The sequence below is a fragment of the Afipia sp. GAS231 genome (assembly GCF_900103365.1).
Taxonomy (GTDB): Bacteria; Pseudomonadota; Alphaproteobacteria; order Rhizobiales; family Xanthobacteraceae; genus Bradyrhizobium.
In genome coordinates this window covers 5,967,376-5,987,047 of sequence record NZ_LT629703.1, presented here as the reverse complement: position 1 = coordinate 5,987,047, position 19,672 = coordinate 5,967,376, and the positions used below count along the sequence as shown (strand labels likewise).

Annotated in this window: 16 protein-coding genes; 9 read left to right on the top strand and 7 right to left on the bottom strand. The window is 63.2% G+C overall.

All coding sequences use genetic code 11. From position 1 onward, the window contains the following. Positions 1 to 50: 50 nt before the first annotated feature. Complete coding sequence (locus BLS26_RS28355) at positions 51 to 350, bottom strand: HU family DNA-binding protein (RefSeq protein ID WP_027536409.1); 300 nt, start codon at positions 348 to 350, stop codon at positions 51 to 53. Positions 351 to 786: 436 nt separating this feature from the next. Between BLS26_RS28355 and BLS26_RS28350 the strand changes: the two genes are divergently transcribed. Genes BLS26_RS28350 through BLS26_RS28335 form a run of 4 tightly spaced genes read left to right on the top strand, consistent with a single transcriptional unit; the run spans position 787 to position 5,865 of the window. Beyond that, a complete protein-coding gene (locus BLS26_RS28350; protein ID WP_092515815.1) occupies positions 787 to 2,403 on the top strand; it encodes an ABC transporter substrate-binding protein in 1,617 nt (538 codons plus the stop codon). A 24-nt stretch (positions 2,404 to 2,427) separates the two neighbouring features. Next, complete coding sequence (locus BLS26_RS28345) at positions 2,428 to 3,405, top strand: ABC transporter permease (protein WP_092515814.1); 978 nt, start codon at positions 2,428 to 2,430, stop codon at positions 3,403 to 3,405. Between the two features lie 4 nt (positions 3,406 to 3,409). After that, the gene (locus BLS26_RS28340; RefSeq protein WP_092515813.1) at positions 3,410 to 4,240 is read left to right on the top strand and encodes an ABC transporter permease; all 831 of its coding nucleotides are present in this window, start codon (positions 3,410 to 3,412) and stop codon (positions 4,238 to 4,240) included. Then, complete coding sequence (locus BLS26_RS28335; protein WP_092515812.1) at positions 4,237 to 5,865, top strand: ABC transporter ATP-binding protein; 1,629 nt, start codon at positions 4,237 to 4,239, stop codon at positions 5,863 to 5,865. Before BLS26_RS28340 ends, BLS26_RS28335 begins: the two co-directional genes overlap by 4 nt. 6 nt (positions 5,866 to 5,871) lie before the next feature. Here the strand turns inward: BLS26_RS28335 and BLS26_RS28330 are convergent, their stop codons facing one another. Next, a complete protein-coding gene (locus tag BLS26_RS28330) occupies positions 5,872 to 7,236 on the bottom strand; it encodes an FAD-binding oxidoreductase (RefSeq protein WP_092515811.1) in 1,365 nt (454 codons plus the stop codon). Between the two features lie 74 nt (positions 7,237 to 7,310). Between BLS26_RS28330 and BLS26_RS28325 the strand changes: the two genes are divergently transcribed. The 4 genes from BLS26_RS28325 (at position 7,311) to BLS26_RS28310 (ending at position 11,439) form a co-directional block, all read left to right on the top strand. Further along, positions 7,311 to 8,165 (top strand): VOC family protein, encoded by an 855-nt coding sequence (locus BLS26_RS28325; RefSeq protein WP_092515810.1) that lies wholly within the window; start codon positions 7,311 to 7,313, stop codon positions 8,163 to 8,165. A 198-nt stretch (positions 8,166 to 8,363) separates the two neighbouring features. Next, positions 8,364 to 9,686, top strand: a complete 1,323-nt coding sequence (locus BLS26_RS28320; protein WP_092515809.1) for a sugar ABC transporter substrate-binding protein — start codon at positions 8,364 to 8,366, stop codon at positions 9,684 to 9,686. Positions 9,687 to 9,691: 5 nt separating this feature from the next. Beyond that, on the top strand, positions 9,692 to 10,618 hold the full coding sequence (locus BLS26_RS28315; RefSeq protein ID WP_371361042.1) for a carbohydrate ABC transporter permease: 927 nt from the start codon (positions 9,692 to 9,694) through the stop codon (positions 10,616 to 10,618). After that, positions 10,615 to 11,439, top strand: coding sequence for a carbohydrate ABC transporter permease (locus tag BLS26_RS28310; protein WP_172804719.1), 825 nt, complete (start codon positions 10,615 to 10,617; stop codon positions 11,437 to 11,439). The genes BLS26_RS28315 and BLS26_RS28310 overlap by 4 nt, the downstream gene beginning before the upstream one ends. A 9-nt stretch (positions 11,440 to 11,448) precedes the next feature. Here the strand turns inward: BLS26_RS28310 and BLS26_RS28305 are convergent, their stop codons facing one another. Together BLS26_RS28305 and BLS26_RS28300 are read right to left on the bottom strand one after the other, a co-directional pair. Next, complete coding sequence (locus BLS26_RS28305; RefSeq protein WP_092515806.1) at positions 11,449 to 13,107, bottom strand: regulator; 1,659 nt, start codon at positions 13,105 to 13,107, stop codon at positions 11,449 to 11,451. After that, a complete protein-coding gene (locus BLS26_RS28300) occupies positions 13,104 to 13,829 on the bottom strand; it encodes a cysteine hydrolase family protein (protein WP_092515805.1) in 726 nt (241 codons plus the stop codon). Before BLS26_RS28300 ends, BLS26_RS28305 begins: the two co-directional genes overlap by 4 nt. Positions 13,830 to 14,124: 295 nt before the next feature. Here BLS26_RS28300 and BLS26_RS28295 point away from each other — a divergent pair, with 295 nt between their 5' ends. Beyond that, positions 14,125 to 15,138 (top strand): formamidase, encoded by a 1,014-nt coding sequence (locus tag BLS26_RS28295; protein ID WP_092518713.1) that lies wholly within the window; start codon positions 14,125 to 14,127, stop codon positions 15,136 to 15,138. Positions 15,139 to 15,182: 44 nt separating this feature from the next. Here the strand turns inward: BLS26_RS28295 and BLS26_RS28290 are convergent, their stop codons facing one another. The 3 genes from BLS26_RS28290 to BLS26_RS28280 all read right to left on the bottom strand — a co-directional run bounded on the left by BLS26_RS28290 (position 15,183) and on the right by BLS26_RS28280 (position 19,354). After that, positions 15,183 to 15,605 carry a hypothetical protein gene (locus tag BLS26_RS28290; RefSeq protein ID WP_092515804.1) on the bottom strand — a complete coding sequence of 141 codons (423 nt, stop codon included), beginning with the start codon at positions 15,603 to 15,605 and terminating at the stop codon, positions 15,183 to 15,185. Then, positions 15,602 to 17,167, bottom strand: coding sequence for a sulfotransferase (locus BLS26_RS28285; RefSeq protein WP_092515803.1), 1,566 nt, complete (start codon positions 17,165 to 17,167; stop codon positions 15,602 to 15,604). Before BLS26_RS28285 ends, BLS26_RS28290 begins: the two co-directional genes overlap by 4 nt. Positions 17,168 to 17,269: 102 nt before the next feature. Next, complete coding sequence (locus BLS26_RS28280) at positions 17,270 to 19,354, bottom strand: alkaline phosphatase family protein (protein WP_092515802.1); 2,085 nt, start codon at positions 19,352 to 19,354, stop codon at positions 17,270 to 17,272. Positions 19,355 to 19,672 lie beyond the last annotated feature (318 nt).

Sequence of the window (19,672 nt, the reverse complement as noted above, 5' to 3'; positions counted from 1 at the left end):
CTACCCCACAAACAAAAAGGCCCCCGTCGCCGGGGGCCGTTTCGCTTTTCTTAGACCGCGTCCTTGGCGGCTTTGACCGGGCGGGCGCGGACGATCTTGCGCGCCGGCTTGGCCTTGAACATCATTTCCTCGCCCGTGAAGGGGTTGGTACCCTTGCGGGCCTTGGTCGCGGGCTTTTTGACCACGACGAACTTTGCGAAGCCGGGAACGAGGAACACGCCGTTCTTCTTGAGCTCCTTGTGACCGACGTCAACCAGCGCTTCCATCACGCCCTTGACTTCCTTCTTCGAAACTTCGGTGGTGGTCGCGATCTTTTCGATCAGCTGCGACTTAGACATTTGGGTAGCCATGTTTGCTCCATTGATTCTGGATATGCGACGTTATGGCGGAAATTGCCTAAAAAAACAGGGTTTTCGGCATTCTTCACAACTAAATCGCCAAACCACTTAGACTGATTCGTGCGGTTTGGCGCGGCTTTTTCGTGTCTAAAGCCTCTAAAAGCCTATTTTTACAGGGTAATGAGACACATTGTCCGTGTTTCCGCACTGCAATCTGCGGCAGACTGCGGACTTCGACCTCAATTGCGGCGAGCGGCGACTCCAAATTGGCGGCCAAAAGCGGCGATCGAGCCGCGCGCAAATGCCTGCTTTCACCGCATGTTTTGAATGATTTTCCTCATGCGCAGGCGCATTAGAAAATGACTCACGTTCCCCTTCCATCGTAGCATCACCTTATAATGGCCGCCTCCCAACGGCCGCCACCTGACGTCCCCTTCGGAGAGTTCGTATGGATTTGACGCGTCTTGAGATCAATCGCCGCACCGCGCTGCTGACGTCGGCCGCGATCGCCGCCAACGTGATCAATCCGATGCGCGCCTTTGCGCAGGAAACACCGAAGAAGGGCGGCGTGTTCAACGTTCACTACGGCGCCGAGCAGCGTCAGCTCAATCCGAGCATCCAGGCTTCCACCGGCGTCTACATTATCGGCGGCAAGATCCAGGAAAACCTGGTCGATCTCGATGCCAACGGCCAGCCGGTCGGCGTGCTCGCGGAGAGCTGGGAAGCCACCCCCGACGGCAAGACGGTGACCTTCCATCTGCGCAAGGGCGTCACCTGGCACGACGGCAAGCCGTTCACCTCTGATGACGTCGAGTTCACCGCCATGAACATGTGGAAGAAGATCCTCAACTATGGTTCGACGCTGCAATTGTTTTTGACCGCGGTCGAGACGCCGGATCCGCAGACCGCCGTCTTCAAGTACGAGCGGCCGATGCCGCTGAACCTGCTGCTGCGCGCTTTGCCCGACCTCGGCTACATCTCGGCCAAGCATCTCTATGAGAGCGGCGACATCCGCCAGAACCCGACCAACCTCTCCCCTGTCGGCACCGGGCCGTTCAAGTTCGTCAAATATGAGCGCGGCCAATACATCATCGCCGACCGCAACGCCGACTACTGGCGCCCCAACGCGCCCTATCTCGACCGCATCGTCTGGCGCGTCATCACCGACCGTGCGGCGGCCGCTGCCCAGATGGAAGCCGGCGAACTGCACTACAGCCCGTTCTCGGGCCTCACCATTTCGGACATGGCGCGATTGGGCAAAGACAAGCGCTTCATCGTCTCGACCAAGGGCAATGAAGGCAACGCCCGCACCAACACCATCGAGTTCAATTTTCGCCGCAAGGAGCTGTCCGACATCAAGGTGCGCCGGGCGATTGCGCATGCGATCAACGTGCCGTTCTTCATCGACAACTTCCTCGGCGATTTCGCCAAGCTCGGCACCGGGCCGATCCCTTCGACCTCGACCGACTTCTATCCCGGCGGCAGCACGCCGCAATACCCCTACGACAAGGCCAAGGCCGCAGCATTGCTCGACGAGGCCGGCTTCAAGCCGGGTGCGGGCGGCACCCGGTTCTCGCTAAAGCTTCTTCCCGCACCGTGGGGCGAGGACATCTCGCTGTGGTCGACCTTCATCCAGCAGTCGCTGGGCGAGATCGGCATCCCCGTCGAGATCGTGCGCAATGACGGCGGCGGCTTCCTCAAGCAGGTCTATGACGAGCACGCCTTCGACCTCGCCACCGGCTGGCACCAGTACCGCAACGACCCCGCGGTCTCGACCACAGTCTGGTATCGCTCGGGCCAGCCCAAGGGCGCGCCGTGGACCAACCAGTGGGGTTGGGAGGACAAGGCGGTCGACAAGACCATCGACGACGCCGCCACCGAAGTCGACCCGGCCAAGCGCAAGGCGCTCTATGCCGAATTCGTCAAGGAAGTGAATACGGAGCTGCCGGTCTGGATGCCGATCGAGCAGATTTTCGTCACCGTGATCTCGGCCAAAGCGCGCAACCACTCCAACACGCCGCGTTGGGGCTCGGCGAGCTGGCACGATCTTTGGCTTTCCGCCTAAGCTTATATCCGTCAAGATAGGTTTATGCGCATCTTGAGCCTTGCGGGGCGGCGGCTTGCCGCCTCGATCCCGACCCTGTTCCTGATCCTGATCGGCGTGTTCCTGCTGCTGCAGTTCGCACCGGGCGACACCGTCGACGCCATGATGGCGCAGATGGGCGGCGGCGACGCCGCGACCGCGCGCGAGCTGCGCCAATTCTACGGGCTCGACCTCTCGATACCGATGCAGCTCGCCAATTATCTCTGGCGGCTGGTGCGGCTCGATCTCGGTTTCTCCTCGATTTACGGCAAGCCGGTGGCGTCCGTCATCCTGGAGCGGCTGCCGCCGACGATCCTCTTGATGACCGCATCGCTGTCGTTTGCGTTCTTCTTCGGGCTGTTGTTCGGCGTGATCGCCGCACGCGGCTTCAACCGCTGGCCGGACACGCTGATCTCGACGCTCGGCCTGATCTTCTACGCGACGCCCTCGTTCTGGTTCGGGCTGATGGCGATAGTGGTGTTCTCGATCTACCTGCAATGGCTGCCGGCCGGCGGTTTTCAGGATATCGGCACTGTGCAGACCGGGATCTGGAGTGTCATCGATATCGCCCGCCACCTGGTGCTGCCGACGCTGACGCTCGGGCTGATTTTCCTTGCGATCTATCTACGCATCATGCGCGCCTCGATGCTCGAAGTGCTCAACCTGGATTATGTCCGCACCGCGCGCGCCAAGGGCCTCGACGAGACTCGCGTGGTGACCCGGCATGTATTGCGCAACGCGCTGCTGCCGATGGTCACGCTGATTGGTTTACAGGCCGGCACCATGCTCGGTGGATCGGTCGTGGTTGAGAGCGTGTTCTCGCTGCCCGGCCTTGGACGTCTCGCCTATGAATCGGTGGTGCAGCGCGATCTCAACACGCTGCTCGGCATCGTCTTTGTTTCGGCGTTGCTCGTCATCGCCGTCAACTTCGCCGTCGACCTGATCTATGCGCGGCTCGACCCGCGCATCTCGGCGGAGAGCTAACGTGATGGACGCGATCAAGCGCTACTTCCGAAGCCCCGCCGCGGTCGCCGGCCTGGTCCTGCTGCTGGTCGTGATCGCGATGGCGATCAGTGCCGGCTTTCTCTATCCGCGCGATCCCTTGACGCTGGCCGGGCGACCGCTGATCTGGCCATTCTCCAATCCGCGCTTTTTGCTCGGCACAGACAATTCAGGGCGGGATATCGCAGCGCAAATCTTCTACGGCGCGCGGATTTCGCTTTTGATCGGCGGCGTCGCCACGGCCATTGCGATCCTGATCGGTATTCTGGTCGGCGCCTTCGCCGGCTATTATGGCGGCTGGGTCGACAACGTCCTGATGCGCATTACCGAGGCGTTCCAAACGCTGCCGAACTTCGTGCTGCTGCTGGTGCTGGTTGCGGTGTTCGGCTCGACGCTCACCACCGTCACCATCGCGGTCGGCGTGGTGTCATGGCCGGCGCCGGCGCGGCTGACCCGCGCCGAGTTCCTGTCATTGCGCAACCGCGAATTCGTCCAGGCCGGGCGCACGCTCGGGATGAAGGACGTCCAGTTGATCCTCGGCGAAATCTTGCCCAACGCGCTGCCGCCGGTCATCGTCTATGCCAGCGTCGTAATGGCGGTCGCGATCCTGCTGGAAAGCGCCCTCGCCTTCCTGCGGCTGTCCGACCCCAACGTCGCCTCCTGGGGCAACCTGATCGGGCTCGGCCGCGACGTGCTGCGGGTGCAGTGGTACGTCTCGGCGATCCCCGGCATCGCTATTCTCGTCACGGTGCTGGCGGTGTCGCTGGTCGGCCAGGGCCTCAACGACGCGCTCAATCCGAGGCTGAAGAGCCGATGAGCGACAGCATTCTCTCACTCGAACATCTCGGTGTGCGCCTGCCAGAGGGAGCCGACCGGCCGCATGCGTTGTCGGACGTATCGCTGGCGATCAAGCCTGACGAAATCCTCTGCGTGGTCGGCGAATCCGGCTCCGGCAAGTCGATGATGGCCAACGCCATCATGCGGCTATTACCCAACGACGTGACGATCGACGGCGGCCGGGTGATGTTCGAAGGCAAGGACCTCGCCTCCGCCACCGTTGCCGAGATGCGCCAGGTGCGCGGCGCGGGGATCGCCATGATCTTTCAGGAGCCGATGACCGCGCTCAATCCGCTGCGCACGATCGGCGACCAGATCGCCGAGATGTTTTCGATCCATACCGAACTGTCGAAGGCGGAGACCGCGGACAAGGTATTGGCCCTGCTCGCCGATGTTCGCATCCCCGATCCCAAAGTGGCGGCCAAAGCCTATCCGCACGAACTGTCGGGCGGCCAGCGTCAGCGCGCCATGATCGCGATGGCGCTGGCGCTCGACCCGAAATTGTTGATCGCCGACGAGCCGACCACGGCGCTCGACGTCACCACGCAGGCGCAGATCCTGAAACTGATCCGCGATCTGCAGCAGCGCCGCAAGGCCGCGGTGCTGTTCATTACGCATGATTTCGGCGTCGTCGCCGAGATCGCCGACCGCGTCCTGGTGATGCAGCACGGCGTCATTGTCGAGCAAGGCGCTGCCGCCGACGTGCTCAACAACCCGCAGCATGCCTACACCAGGCAGCTCATCTCCGCCGTGCCGCCCTTGAAGGCGCCGCCGCCGCGCGCTATTTCCAGCGAAAACATCCTGACCATTTCAGGCGTGTCGAAGACCTATCGCACCGGCGGCTTCCTCGGGCGCGGCGCGCGCGTGACGCCGGCCGTCAAGGACGTGACGCTGCATCTGCCCCGGGGCGCGACGCTCGGCATCGTCGGCGAGTCCGGCTCGGGCAAGTCGACCCTGGCGCGCTGCCTGGTGCGGTTGATCGATCCGGATAGCGGCTCGATCGTGCTCGAAGGCAAGGACTGGGCAAAGCTGTCGCGCGAGGAAGTGCGCCGCGAAACCCGGCATATCCAGATGGTGTTTCAGGACCCGTTTGCCTCGCTCAATCCGCGCCGCAAGGCCGCCGAACTGGTGGCGCAGGGCCCGATCGTACACGGCACGCCGCGAGCCGAGGCGCTCGCCTATGCCCGGGAATTGTTTGCGCTGGTCGGCCTCGATCCTTCCGCCGGCGACAGGTTCCCGCACGAATTTTCCGGCGGCCAGCGCCAGCGTATCGGCCTGGCGCGCGCCCTCGCGCTGAAGCCGGATGTGCTGGTCGCCGACGAGCCGGTCTCCGCGCTCGACGTCTCCGTGCAGGCGCAGGTGCTGAAGCTACTCGCCGACCTGCGGCAGCGGCTGGGACTGTCGATCGTCTTCATCACCCATGATTTGCGCGTCGCCGCGCAAATCTGCGACCTCGTCGCCGTGATGAAGGACGGTGCCGTGGTCGAGCAAGGGCTCGCCGGCGACGTGTTCGGTAACCCGCAGCATCCCTACACGCAGGCGCTGCTGGCGTCGATTCCCGGCGGCGATTTTACCCGCAAGCGCGATGCGGCCGTGCTCGCTTGATCGACGTCACGAGCGGCGCGAGGCGAGGACACGCTCCGCCCATCGCAGCAGTTCGAAATTGTCGCTCTTTCCCAGTTCCTGCGCGTCGCGACGCCGGTAGAGCACCAGCATCCACGGCGCGATCTTGCGCAACAATCCATGCGCCATGTAGGTCACCGGCTCGCTAAACGGCAGCGCCAGCTCACTTTCCGGCACGCCCTGAACCGCCTTCGACAATTCGCGGCCGAGCGGAATCGTCAGCGCCACGGCGCGGCCGTTGCAGCCGGTCCAGCCATAGGCGTTCGGCCCCAGCCGGTGGATGCGCGGCAAGAAGTCCGCCGTCATGCCGACATAGCCGTTCCAAACATAGTCGAAGGAAACCTCGCCGATCTGCGGCCACAGCCGCTGCAGCCGCTCCGTCACCCGCGCCTTGATGCGTTCCACCTTGTTGCCGGGACCGAGCACGGCGCCGCCGGTGATCAGCCGATTTCGCGCGTCGTAGCGCGCGAAGTAAAGCTCGCCGTGGGTGTCCGACATCGCCTGCCGGCCGGGAATGATGGTCTTGCGGACATTGTCGGACAGCGGCTGCGTCGACATCTGCCAGGACAGCACCGGCATCACTTCGGTCGCAATTTCAGGCACCAGCGATTTGGAGAACTCGCCGCTATAGGCGTTGGTTGCCATGACCAGCGCACGGCCTGAGATCTCGCCCCTCTCCGTCTTCACGATCCATTTGTCGTTGCGGCGTTCGAAGCTGATCGCAGGCGAACGCGCATAGATGCGTGCGCCAAGGCCGAGTGCGGCGCGCGCCAGCCCGCGGGCCAGGGCCAGCGGATTGACGTGGCCGCCGGTCCTGTTCCAGAAGCCGCCGTACCACGCATCCGAACCCGTCATGTCAGTTACTTGCTCGCGCGACAGCAACTCCACCGGCGCGCCGAATTTCGACCACTGCTTCACGCGCCGTTCCGCGATCCTGATACGATCAGGCGAATGCACCGGCTGCACCCAGCCGGATTGCTCGTGCTCGGCCTCGATCTTGTACTTCTGCACGACATCGAACAGAACAGAGGCACTGTCGCGCAACATCGCCACGAAGCGCTCGCCGACGGCGCCGTGTTTTGCGATGATATCCTCCGGATCCGGCCGCGACAGCGTCGGAATCACCTGGCCGTTGTTGCGCCCCGACGCGCCCCACCCCGGCTCGGCCGCTTCCACGATCGCAACATCGACGCCGGCCTCGCGCAAATGCAGCGCGGTGGAGAGCCCGGTAAAACCTGCGCCGATCACGATGACGTCGGCCTGCTGGGTGCCGATCAGTTCGGGAAGTTCAGGCCCCTGCGGCGTCACGGCGGCCCACAGAGAGTCGGGCCAGCGGACGTTGGTCGTAACCATCGTGATCCTTTCTTGCAGGCGACTGATCGTTCTGCTTAGTTTAATCAGCTAATTCATCTCGAGGAAATAACAGAGTGGCACTCAAGAACGTCATCGGCATCGATCACGCCGTGGTCATGGTGAAAGACCTCGACCAGGCCGCGGCCAACTACAAGCGGCTCGGCTTTACCGTGTCGCCGCGCGGCACCCACAGCGCGCATATGGGATCGGGAAATTACACCATCATGTTCGACCCCGACTATATGGAATTGCTCGGCGTCCTCACTCCGACAGAACATAATGCTCCGGCGCGCGCCTATCTCGACACACGCGGCGAAGGCATCGAACGTGTTGCCTTTACGGCGGTGGATTCGGCAGCCGGCGCTGAGGAAATTCGCGCACGCGGCTACCCGCCGGTTGGCCCGACCGACTTCGAGCGGCCGGTGACGATGCCCAACGGTGCCATCTCGGCGGCCAAGTTCCGGACCTTCGAATGGCCGAGGGCGGAAACGCCGGGCGGCATCCGGATCTTCGCCTGCCAGCACAAGACGCGCGAGACGGTGTGGATTCCCGAACTGATGCAGCACGCCAATGGCGCCAAGTGCCTGAAGCAGGTTGTGATAGTTTCGCCGGAGCCCGCCAAGGATGCCGCGCATCTGTCAAAGATGGTCGATCGCGACGTACGCAACGAAGCGGACGGCGCGGTCGCGGTACCGTCGGGCGGTGATCGCGCCGACTTCGTGTTCCTGACCCGGGAACAGCTCGGCAAGCGTTATCCCGGCGTGTCACTGGCCGGCCTGCCCGAACGCGGCGGCGCGGGTCTCGTGATCGCGGCCGATGTTGCCGCTACCGAGAAAGCGTTGGGCGCGACCGGCGTGCACAGCGCCGGCGGCATCGTCGTGCCGCCGGCCGCCGGCAACGGCACCCTGCTCGCCTTCGTCAAGGCGTAGCTGGAAATAGCGATCGCGCCGCGGCAAATCCTGCGGCGCGATCTCGACTCAAGATGCCCGCCGGACAGGCCGCGCGCCGAGCACGGACCGCACCGCTGCGACGAACGTTCAGCATTATACCGCACAAGGGGGCTATGCAGGACGTTCGCGAACGCTAGTATTCGCGCAAAATAAGCCGACCCCAGGGAGAGAACAACAATGAACAACCATATCATCTCGCGCCGCAAGCTTCTGGCCGGCACCGCCGCCGCGGGCGCACTCGGCCTCAGCGGCTTTCCGGCGCGCGCAGACGTGCAGTGGAAGAAATACGCCGGCACCAAGCTCGAAGTGATCCTCGCCAAGGGTCCGCGCGGCGACAATCTGCAGAAGAACATCAAGGAATTCACCGAACTCACCGGCATTCAGGTCGAGTCGGAGCAGATCCCCGAACAGCAGCAGCGCCAGAAAGCCGTGATCGAACTCGCCTCCGGCAAGCCGAGCTTCGACGTCGTTCACGTCAGCTATCACGTTCAGAAGCGGCAGTTCGAGAAGGCCGGCTGGCTCGCCGATATCTCCGGCTACATGAAGGATCCGAACCTCACCGCGCCCGACCTGGTCGAAAGCGATTTTTCGGCAGCCGGCCTGGAGTATGCCAAGAACGACAAGGGGCAGATGCTGTCGCTGCCGTGGTCGGTCGACTACTTCATCCTCTATTACAACAAGGAGCTGTTCCAGAAGAAGGGCGTCGCGGTGCCGAAGACGCTCGACGAGATGGTCACGGCCGCCGAAAAGCTCACCGACGCCAAGGACGGCACCTTCGGCTTCGTCGGGCGCGGCCTGCGCAACGCCAACATGACGCTATGGACCAACTTCTTCCTCAACTATGGCGGCGAATTCCTCGACGCCAAAGGCGGCATCCTGACCGATGGGCCCGAGGCGATCGCAGCCACCAAACTCTATCAGACGCTGCTGACCAAGGTCGCGCCTCCCGGCGTCGCCGGCTTCAACTGGATGGAGTCGATGGCGTCGTTCACGCAAGGCCGCTCGGCGATGTGGATCGACGGCGTCGGCTGGGCGCCGCCGCTGGAAGACCCGGCCGCCTCGCGCATCGTCGGCAAGGTCGGCTACACCGTCGTTCCGGCCGGACCGAAGGGACAATATTCGGCGACCTATGGCGACGGCCTCGGCATCGCGGCCGCCAGCAAGAACAAGGAAGCCGCCTATCTGTTGTGCCAGTGGGCGGTCTCCAAGACGCAAGGGGCGCGGCTGTTGCAAAGCGGCGGTGGCGTGCCGTTCCGCAACTCGATCCTCAATGACGCGGAAGTGCAGAAGGGCGTCAAGAATCGGGAGTGGCTGCAGTCGGTGATCGATTCCGCCAAGATCTCAAAGCTCGGCCTTCCCGTCGTGATACCGGTCGCCGAATTCCGCGACCTCGTCGGTGCGGCGCTGACGTCGACGCTGTCGGGCGCCGATCCGGCCACCGAACTGAAGAAGGCGCACGAGCAGTTCCGCCCAATCCTGGAGCGCAGCGAGAAAGCGTGAAGGCCATCACAGAGATCGCTCCGGCGGCGGCAACTGACGCCGCGCCGGAGCAGGAATTGCGCAAGCCGTCCTACTGGCCCTTCGTGGTGCCGGCGCTCGTCGTCGTGCTCGCGATCATCATCTTTCCGTGGGTGTTCACGATCTGGATGAGCCTGAACGAATGGAAGGTCGGCTCGCCGACCACCTTTGTCGGCCTTGCCAATTACCTGCGGCTGCCGAACGACCCCCGCTTCGTCGAGGCGGTGGGCCATACGATCCTTTACACCGCGCTGTCCGTGGCTCTGCCGCTGATCTTCGGCACGCTCGCGGCCGTGGTGTTCCACCAGAAATTTCCCGGGCGCGGCTTCCTGCGCGGGGTGTTCATCATGCCGATGATGGCTACTCCCGTGGCGATCGCGCTGGTCTGGACCATGATGTTTCATCCGCAGCTCGGCGTGCTCAATTATCTGCTGTCGCTGGTCGGCCTGCCGCCGCAGCTCTGGGTATTTCATCCCGGCACCGTGATCCCCTCGCTGGTGCTGGTCGAGACCTGGCAGTGGACGCCGCTGGTGATGTTGATCGTGCTCGGCGGCTTAGCCGCGATCCCGATCGAGCCTTACGAAAGCGCCGAGATCGATGGCGCCAATTTCTGGCAGATGTTCCGCTACATCACGCTGCCGCTGATCGCGCCGTTTTTGTTCATTGCCGGCATGATCCGCATGATCGATGCCGTGAAAAGTTTCGATATCATCTTTGCGATCACGCAGGGCGGTCCGGGCTCGGCGTCGGAGACCATCAACCTCTATCTCTACAGCGTCGCCTTCATCTACTACGACCTCGGCTACGGGTCGGCGATCGCGGTGATCTTCTTTGTCCTGATCATTATCCTGGCGGCGCTGCTGCTGTACCTGCGCCAGCGCACGGTGTGGACCGAGATCGGCGGTGGCGCATGAGCCTCCGGCAAATCCTCGGCAAGATCGCGCTATGGCTTTCGGTGTTCGTCATCGTCTCGCCCGCCATCCTGTTTTTCCTCTGGATGATCTCGCTCTCTCTCAAGTTCGAGGTCGACAACGCGTCGTATCCGCCGGTCTTTATCCCTGAGCACTTCGCCTGGAAAAATTATTCGGATGTGCTCGCCTCCAACCGCTTCCTGACCTATTTCGTCAACAGCCTGGTGGTAACCGGCAGCGCGACGTTGCTGGCGATGCTGATCGGCGTTCCCGCCGGTTACGGCATCGCGCGCATGGCCGCGCACAAATCGGCGGTGGTGATCCTGATCGCCCGCATCACGCCGGGTCTGTCCTATCTCATTCCCCTGTTTCTGCTGTTCCAGTGGCTCGGCCTGCTCGGCACCCTGGTGCCGCAGATCATCATCCATCTGGTGGTGACGGTGCCGATCGTGATCTGGATCATGATCGGCTATTTCGAGACCACGCCGCTCGAGCTCGAGGAAGCCGCCTTGATCGACGGCGCCACGCGCTGGCAGGTGTTCCGCCATGTCGCGCTGCCAATCGCCAAGCCGGGCATGGCAGTCGCCTTCATCCTCGCGGTGATTTTCTCCTGGAACAACTTTGTGTTCGGCATCGTGCTGGCCGGACGCGAAACCCGCACGCTGCCGGTGGCGGTCTACAACATGATCTCGTTCGACCAGTTGAGCTGGGGACCGCTGGCGGCGGCCGCCCTGATCGTAACGTTGCCGGTGCTGCTATTGACGGTGTTCGCCCAGCGACAGATCGTCGCCGGGCTCACCGCGGGTGCCGTCAAGGGCGGTTGATAGGACTCCTCATTCCGCAGGCGCTGCGTGCGGCATATCCATGTGTGAGGTGTAGGGCACGCTGACGCTGGTTCGGCCGAGTGCGTAGAAGCCGCCCGCCATCACGAGATAGGCCAGCGCCACGCTCGGCGTGACACCAAGACCGCCGCCGATGCCGACCGCTTCGCCGTGCATGAAGCCGAAGTAGGTCATGACAGCGCCGGCCAGCGCGAAGGCCGAGGCCTTGAGGAAGTCACGCTCGATCACGAACACACCGATTGCGCCGAGGATGAGCCCGGCGAGAATCGAGCCACCGCCCATCACATCGAGGCCGTGATACAGCACGCCCTGCTGCGGCAACGACGCGATCGCAGCCGACTTGACCGCGCCGACCTTGTCGGCGGCGAGTCCACCGACGCTTTGCGCGGCATTCATCGTCGCACCGAGCATGGTGTCGATCTGCAGCTTGGCCCACGCCGCCAGATGCGGCGTCAGCGCCAGCACCACCGCAGGCGCATGCTTGACCGGCGTGGTCTGGAACGCCTGCGCGCCGATCAACATGCCGATATAGAGCAGGATCGGCGAGATTGCGACGACCGGCACCAGCGCCAGCAGCACCGAGATGATGCCGAACCAACTGAGGATCACCACCATCAAGCCGGTCGCGGCGGAATAGCCGATCCGGCCGCCCATCGCCTTCCAGCCGGGATGGCCGATATAGACCGCGTTGATGAACGGATTGCCCATCAGGCAGCCGATCAGGCTGACGACGCCGTCGGCGGTCAGCACCCGCGTGGTCGGATATTCGTCACCGGCGGCTTCCGCGCTTTCGACGTTATCCATGGCCTCGACGAGGTCGTAGATGCCGAACGGAATCGCGGTGACGAGGATGACGCCGAGGAATTCGAAGCCGGAAAATACCTGGCCGACCGCCGGGATCGGCACCGAGAAGCCGAAGGAGGCAAAGGCGTCGCCGAGGCCCTTGACGCTCAATCCGCCGAGCCCGAGGCCGAACAGGTTCGAGCCCCAGGCGATGATCATGCCGACCGCGATCGCGACGAGACCCGCCGGAATGTTCTTCCAGTATTTCACCCCGCCGAACCAGCTCACCAGGATGATGGCAAAGCAAACCAGACCGATCTGCGGCGTCATGTACATTTCCAGCGCCGGTCGCATCGAGATGAAGGTGACGGAAACGCCGGCGAGCGTGCCGAGCAATGCCGCGCGCGGCGTAATCTTTCTGATGTACGGCGCGATGAAGCCGCCGATCATCAGGATGAAGCTCTGGAAGAACACCCAGACCAGGCCCGCCGACCAGCCCTTCATCGGATCGCCGGTCTTGATCGTGATCGGCAGCATGATCACGAAGGTGACGATGAACATGTGCGGCACGGAAACGCCCGACGGCAGCGCGCAGACATCGGTGCGGCCGGTCTTCTGCGCCAGCTTGTAGGCGAGGAAGGCGTAATAGAAGGTCGAGAGGCACATCATCAGGCCGAGCGCCGGCAGGATGCGGCCGAACACCAGCGTATCAGGCATCTTCAGCACGAACCGCAACAGGCCGGTCAATACCAGCATGTTGACGAGAATATTGGTGCCGAAGCCAAAGAATGCGTTCCAGTCGCCCGGCGTCCACAACACCGGTTTGAAATCGAGTTTGCCTGCAGTCCCCGTCGTGCTCGTGCTCATCGTGATGCCCCCGCTGCTGCTGTTTTTGACGTCTCCGGTGAAAGTGCCTCCAGTACCGCGGCCGAGTCAGAGACCCAGCCGAAGATTCCGCCCTGGGCCTTGATCATCTTCAGGCCCATCTCGTGAAACTCAGGGAAATAGGACGCGCAGCCGTCGGCCAGCACCACGCAGCGATAGCCGCGGTCGTTGGCCTCGCGCACGGTGGTGTTGACGCAGACTTCTGTCGTGACGCCGCACACCAGCAGGTTCTCGATGCCGTATTGCTGCAGCACGTCGTCGAGCTCGGTGGCGTAGAACGCGCCTTTACCGGGCTTGTCGATCACGACCTCGCTGTCGAGCGGATAGAGTTCGGGAATGATGTCGTGGCCGGCCTCGCCGCGAATGAGAATGCGCCCCATCGGGCCGGGATCGCCAATCCGCAGCGACGGCGCGCCACGCTCGATCTTGGCCGGCGGCGCATCCGACAGATCCGGCAGATGGCCCTCGCGGGTGTGCACGACCAGCATGCCGATGTCGCGGGCCGCCTCCAGCACCGCCGCGATCGGCTTCACCGCGCGCGCGAGCTGGGAGACGTCGTTGCCGAGCGTTTCACCGAAGCCGCCGGGCTCCATGAAATCGCGCTGCATGTCGATGATGAGAAGTGCGGTCGCGGCGAAGTCGAGCGCAATCGGCTCCGGCTCTGCGGCGACCGTGCCTGTTAGTGGACCCCTGGAGTTCGCCATGATGCACACGCCCCGAACGAGAGTACCCGGAGCTAGCTAAGCAAGGCGCGTGCCATTGTGTACAATGCCGGTGGGCCGCCGCCTGAAACTGAATCCATCGTATTTTCAATCCATTGGGTGAAACGCCGGCGGCTGCTCATTCTCTATGCGAAGCTTTCGCGGCGGGCAGTTGCACAAGAGCTGAGCGAATTTTTCGCTGCACCCGATTTGCGCAACGCGGCTTTTCGCTGGCATGGTTGTTGCTGAATACCGCCGCATCGACCATCCCGCGCAAGACAACCGCATGGAGGAACCAATGAACGGACTTGGCGGCCTGAACAAATCCCCCGATGGCGTCGTCATCGGGCTGGTTCAATTGCAATTGCCCGTGGTCGTGACCCGGGCCGACCTGGCGCGGCAGACCGAGCGCATCGTCTATATGGTAGGCAAGGCGCGGCGGAATCTCGGCACCATGGACCTCGTGGTGTTCCCGGAATACTCGCTGCACGGCCTGTCGATGGACACCAACCCCGAGATCATGTGCCGGCTCGACGGTCCGGAGGTCGCGGCCTTCAAGCGGGCCTGCATCGACAACCAGATCTGGGGCTGCTTCTCGATCATGGAGTTCAACCCGGACGGCAATCCGTATAACTCGGGCTTGATCATCGACGACCACGGCGAGATCAAACTGTATTACCGCAAATTCCATCCCTGGATTCCGGTCGAGCCGTGGGAACCCGGCGATGTCGGCATTCCCGTGATCGAAGGCCCGAAGGGCGCCAAACTCGCGCTGATCATCTGCCATGACGGCATGTTCCCGGAGATGGCGCGCGAGTGCGCCTACAAGGGCGCCGAGATCATGATCCGCACCGCCGGCTACACCGCGCCGATCCGCGAAAGCTGGCGCTTCACCAACCAGGCCAACGCGTTCCAGAACCTGATGGTGACGGCGAATGTCTGCATGTGCGGCTCCGACGGTTCGTTCGATTCCATGGGCGAAGGCATGATCGTGAACTTCGACGGCTCGATCATCGCCCACGGCACCACCGGCAGAGTCGACGAGATCATCACCGCCGAAGTTCGGCCCGACCTGGTGCGCGAGGCGCGGATCCACTGGGGCGTCGAGAACAACATCTATCAGCTCTGGCATCGCGGCTATGTCGCGGTGAATGGCGGCGCGATGGATTGTCCCTACACCTTCATGCAGGACATGGTGGCCGGCACCTTCCGCCTGCCGTGGGAAGACCAGGTGAAAGTCACCGACGGCACCTCGTGCGGTTTTGCGGCGCCGACCCGGATGTTCGGCAAGACCGCGAAGGCGGCGGAGTAAGCTTTCGAGGTCCGTTGGCTCCGCCCATCTTTCTGGATCATGCTCTAGCGCAGATGTCCAAGCGCGTAGTGCTTCACTTCCGCTCTGGTCAGCGGCGGCCTGACTGCCATCGCTGAGGTAACGGTCACGGCGGATTCGCCGTGTTGCCGCAGCACCAGCACGTCGATGCCTTGCGGGGTGATCTTCATGGCAAAATCGTAGCCATCGAGGATCCGTGCGGCGACGCGCTGCAATGGCCCATCGAAGACGCCGGTCTTTCGCATCTGGAGCGCGTCGTCCGAACGGTAATGCAGATTGAACTTGTCCTGCAATGCAGCAAGTACCTCGCTCAGCGGCACGTCACGGGCTTCGACGTGGACCATCTCCGGCCTGCCATCGACCACCACCTGCGCCGGCGCCGCATGGCCGCTGGCCAGCAGGATCGCCGATGCGATCGCAGCCAACAGAACTTTGCGCGGCATCATCATGCCAGTTCCGCTTCCGGAATCTCGCGCAACAGCCGGGCACGCAGTGGCGCCAGCCGCTCCGCATGGTGGCGCCACTTGCCAAGCGACGATGCGTAGATCGGCCGGCGCACCTGAACGGCGCTGGCGGTTGCCGACGGCGCCGGGCTTTCATGGAAACGCATCACCTCGTCCTCCCAGGGAAGGCCGATGAAGCCGATGATGGATCGGCTCGCCGCCGCCTGGTCTCGCACGATATCCTCGTAGTGGACTTCGCGCAGCACGTCTGGCGGCAAGACTGCGCGCCAGTGCTGCGACAGGCGACGAAAGGCCAAATAGTAATCGGCCAGCTCGGTCTGGTGATACGAAAACGAGAACTTGCCGCGGAAGTGCGCCTTGTAGATCGCCCAGCACGCATCCATCGGATGCCGCTGCACCAGGATGATCTTGGCCGCCGGCAGTGCCGCGTGAATCAGCCCGCTGTAGAGATAATTTTCCAGCGTCTTGTCGACGAAACGAGCGTCCGGCGGCACCCGCAGCCCAGTCGCCGCCTCCACATAGCGCTTGCCGATGCCGGCGAGATCTTGCGCTGCCGATCGGTCCGCCACGGCGCGGCGCATTTCGGCCGCGAACGCGCCGGTTTCGCCGACCGACCGCATGGCGGAGTGGCTGGCGATGATCCGTTCCACCAGCGTCGTGCCGGTGCGCGGCAAACCGGTCACGAACACCGGAGCCGCAGAGGCGTGGCCGGCGGGCGCGGTGTCGATCCAGTTTCGCGTATGCGATCGGATGATCGCGTCGATTTCCCCGATCTCGACCGCAGGGTCGCGCGCGAGCGCGCGATGTTGCAACTCGCAGCCGGCCTGCACATGGCCGAAGGCGCGGTCGTACTGTTCCAGATCCTCGCATTCCTTGCCCAGCGCAAAGCGCAGCATGACTTCGCTGGGTCCCGACAGCTTGCCCTCGCCGATCAGCGCTTCCATCTCGCCGATATGATTGCGGTCGGGGGTCTGGATGCGCAAATCGGAACGCAAATAATGCGCAAGGCCATAATGACGGTCGCGCGCAATCGCCGCATCGCTATGCGCCTCGGACTGCGCCAGCGCCCCGGTCATTCGCTCGGTCGCCGCGAGATTGAACAGATATTGCGGTACATCGGGCCGGGCGGCGGCGGCACGCCGGAACAATTCGTCTGCCTTTCCGTGCAGGCCGAGCAGGCCGAAAATCGCGCCAAGTGCGTCCTGCGCTTCGGCGGAATCGCCGATGACCCGAGAGGCGGCTTCGGCAGCCTCGAAAGCGCCGCGCGCCTCACCGGAAACAAACAGGCATTTTGCGCGCAGAATGTGCGCGATCGGATCCTTCGGCATCAGGGCGACGGCGCGGTTGGCGCAGACGATGGCCGCGTCGGGGCGCCCGCGCTGCAGCGCGGTTTCCGTCAGCAGCGTCCATGCGGTCCCCTCGTCCGGCGCGCGGGCGAGCACCTCGGTGCAAATCCGTTCCGCGGTCGCCACATCTCCGGCGGCAAATGCGCGGCGCGCGGCCTCTATGGTCGGTGCGGGAGCCCGATGCGGTGCAGTCGTCCTCAAGATAGCGGCTCCATGACGAAGGCCGGATATTGATCCGGCCTTCCATACGGGTTGGAGAAGCGAACGGGCCGTTCCCCCAGCTGGGGGAACGGCCTTCGTCGATCAATGATCGCCGTGGTCGTCGCCGTCGTGGTGACCGTGATCCCCGCCGTCGCGATCCGCGAACGCGAAATTGCCGAAGAGATCGCCGATCGCCGGCCGGTTCTGCGGCACATACGGATTGTCATCCGAGGTCTGCGGGTTCGGCAGGTTGTCGCGGCTCCGGGTCGAGAGTTTCGGCAGGCGCCAGTTGCGTTCGATGAACTTGATGATCGAGGCATGATCGGAATATTCGTGCGACATGTGTCCGCCTTGCGAATATTTCGACACCACGATCATCGGAATGCGCGTGCCGTCACCGAAATAGTCGACCGGCTGGACGTAACCGGAGTCGTAATAGCCGCCGCCCTCGTCGGTGGTGACCAGGATCGCGGTGGACTCCCAGAGCTCCTCGTTGGACTTGACCTGGTCGATGATCCGCCGGGCGAAGGATTCGAACAGATCGAGCCGGGACGAGGACGGATGGCCGTCGTTGAAGGTGCTCGGCTTCACGTACGACACGGCCGGCAGCTTGCCATTGGCGATGGCGTCATAGAGGTCGGTTGTATCCTTCATGTGCGCGTTGATCGCCGCCGGGTTGGTCATGACGGAGGCGGAATAGAGGAACGGATTGCAGATGTTGCAATAGAGGTAGGCGACCGGGTCGAGAGCGCCGAAGTTCGCGCCTTCGCCGGGAGCGGTCTTGAAGTCGTTCCAGCGCTCGCCGAAATAGGCCCACGATACCTTGGCCTGGGTGAGCACATCGCCGATGTGTTGCTGCTTGATGACCGGCGGCAACGTGAAGGGACCGTTATTGATCGGATCCTGGGCGCCGCTGCCGATATACGAGGGGACATAGTTGTTGAGCAGATAGTAGGCGTGCGGCGCGCAGTTCGCCGGCACGTGGATCGACGTCAGATAGTTGACGATCGGAGCGACGCCCGGCTGCGTGAAGTCGGAGCAATTGGTGTAGCTGCCGCCGCCGTAACCGTCGTTGGCATACCAATTGTTGGTGCCCGGCGCCGGGTTGGGGTTCTCGACCTCGTCGACGTAAACCGGCGGGTTCGAACCGGGGACCAGAACGTGGTTGGGGGTAGCAGGATCGCCCTTGGCGTCGGCGTAATAGAGCGCGTCGGCATAACCGAACATCATCTGGTTGGCGAACGTACCGCCCATTACCGGCTGGTGATAGTTGTCGTTGAGCGTGTACTTGCGGGCGAGTTCCGTCAGATAGGGCGCGTCGCCCTTGGCGACGTTGTAGAAGCCCATGGCGATATTGCCTTCCTTGAGCGGATGCGGCGTCGGATTGCCGTTGCTGCCGGAGGAGACGGTCTGCTCGACCCAGGGAAACAGATCGGCCTGACATCCGCTTGCGTTACGCGCGGTAACCTTGCTGACGTCGCAGTCAAGCTCCTGCCACATCTGGTAGAAACGATGCACCGGGCTGCCGCCGTAGGTGGCGTAAAGGCTCGTGGTGGCTTCGCCGGGCACCAGCGTCTCCAGCGGGTACGGGCCGTTCGGCAGGTTGTTGTAACTCACGATGCGGGTATCGGGCGAACCGCCCGCGATGCCGGTCGCGCCCGTCGTCAGTAGCGGCAAATCCTGCGGACGCAGGCCGTAGTCGCCGCGAGCGGCTTCGGACAGCGTGGTGAGGCAACCCGGACCATTGAGGGCAGCATCTTCCACGGTGGCATAGCACTGCTGCGGCGCATACGAGGTTCCGGGCGCCTGCAGCTTGTTGGTCGAATTGTTGTAGGGGGTCTTCTGACCCGGGCTGATCGCGTAGACGTTGTTGACCACCGCCGAGAATTGGGCCGCTTTGGCGTAATTCGGGCCGGGCGAGCCGTCCTTGTTGATGATTCCCTTGGACAGGAGATTGTCGACGCGTTCGCCGTGGCGCGGCTCGTAAGTCGCGAACACATGGTCGAAAGTCCGGTTCTCGCCCATGATGATGATGACGTGCTTGATCGGGCTTTCGGTTCGGCGGCCGTTGGTGTTGTCGCCAAAGGCGATGTTGTCCATTGCGTAGACGTCATGTCCCATCAGCGACAGAATCGCCGCGGTAACGACGGTACGATCGCGTAAACGCCTTGTCAGTCTAGGAAGCATGACGCGCCCTCTCTCGTTCTGATTTGGGGGAAAATGGTTCGGCAGGCAGCAACTGCCCGGACGAACGTTAAGGGGCGCAGTTGTCAGATGTGCTGCGGGGACATGTCAGTTCCGTTAAAGAATAATGACATGCACGTGGCGCAGGTCCGCATTCTCGCGGCGCGATGCGCCCGAAGTTTTGCAATCAACCTTGCCCTCGAAATCAGAGGGCGCAGGGAAGACCGGGTGCGCGCCGCACCCGCGGTCTCGTACGCGATAGTTGCAACAAGATTTGCGCACGAGCATACAGGTTTGGCGGAAGCCTCCGGCCTTCCCTGC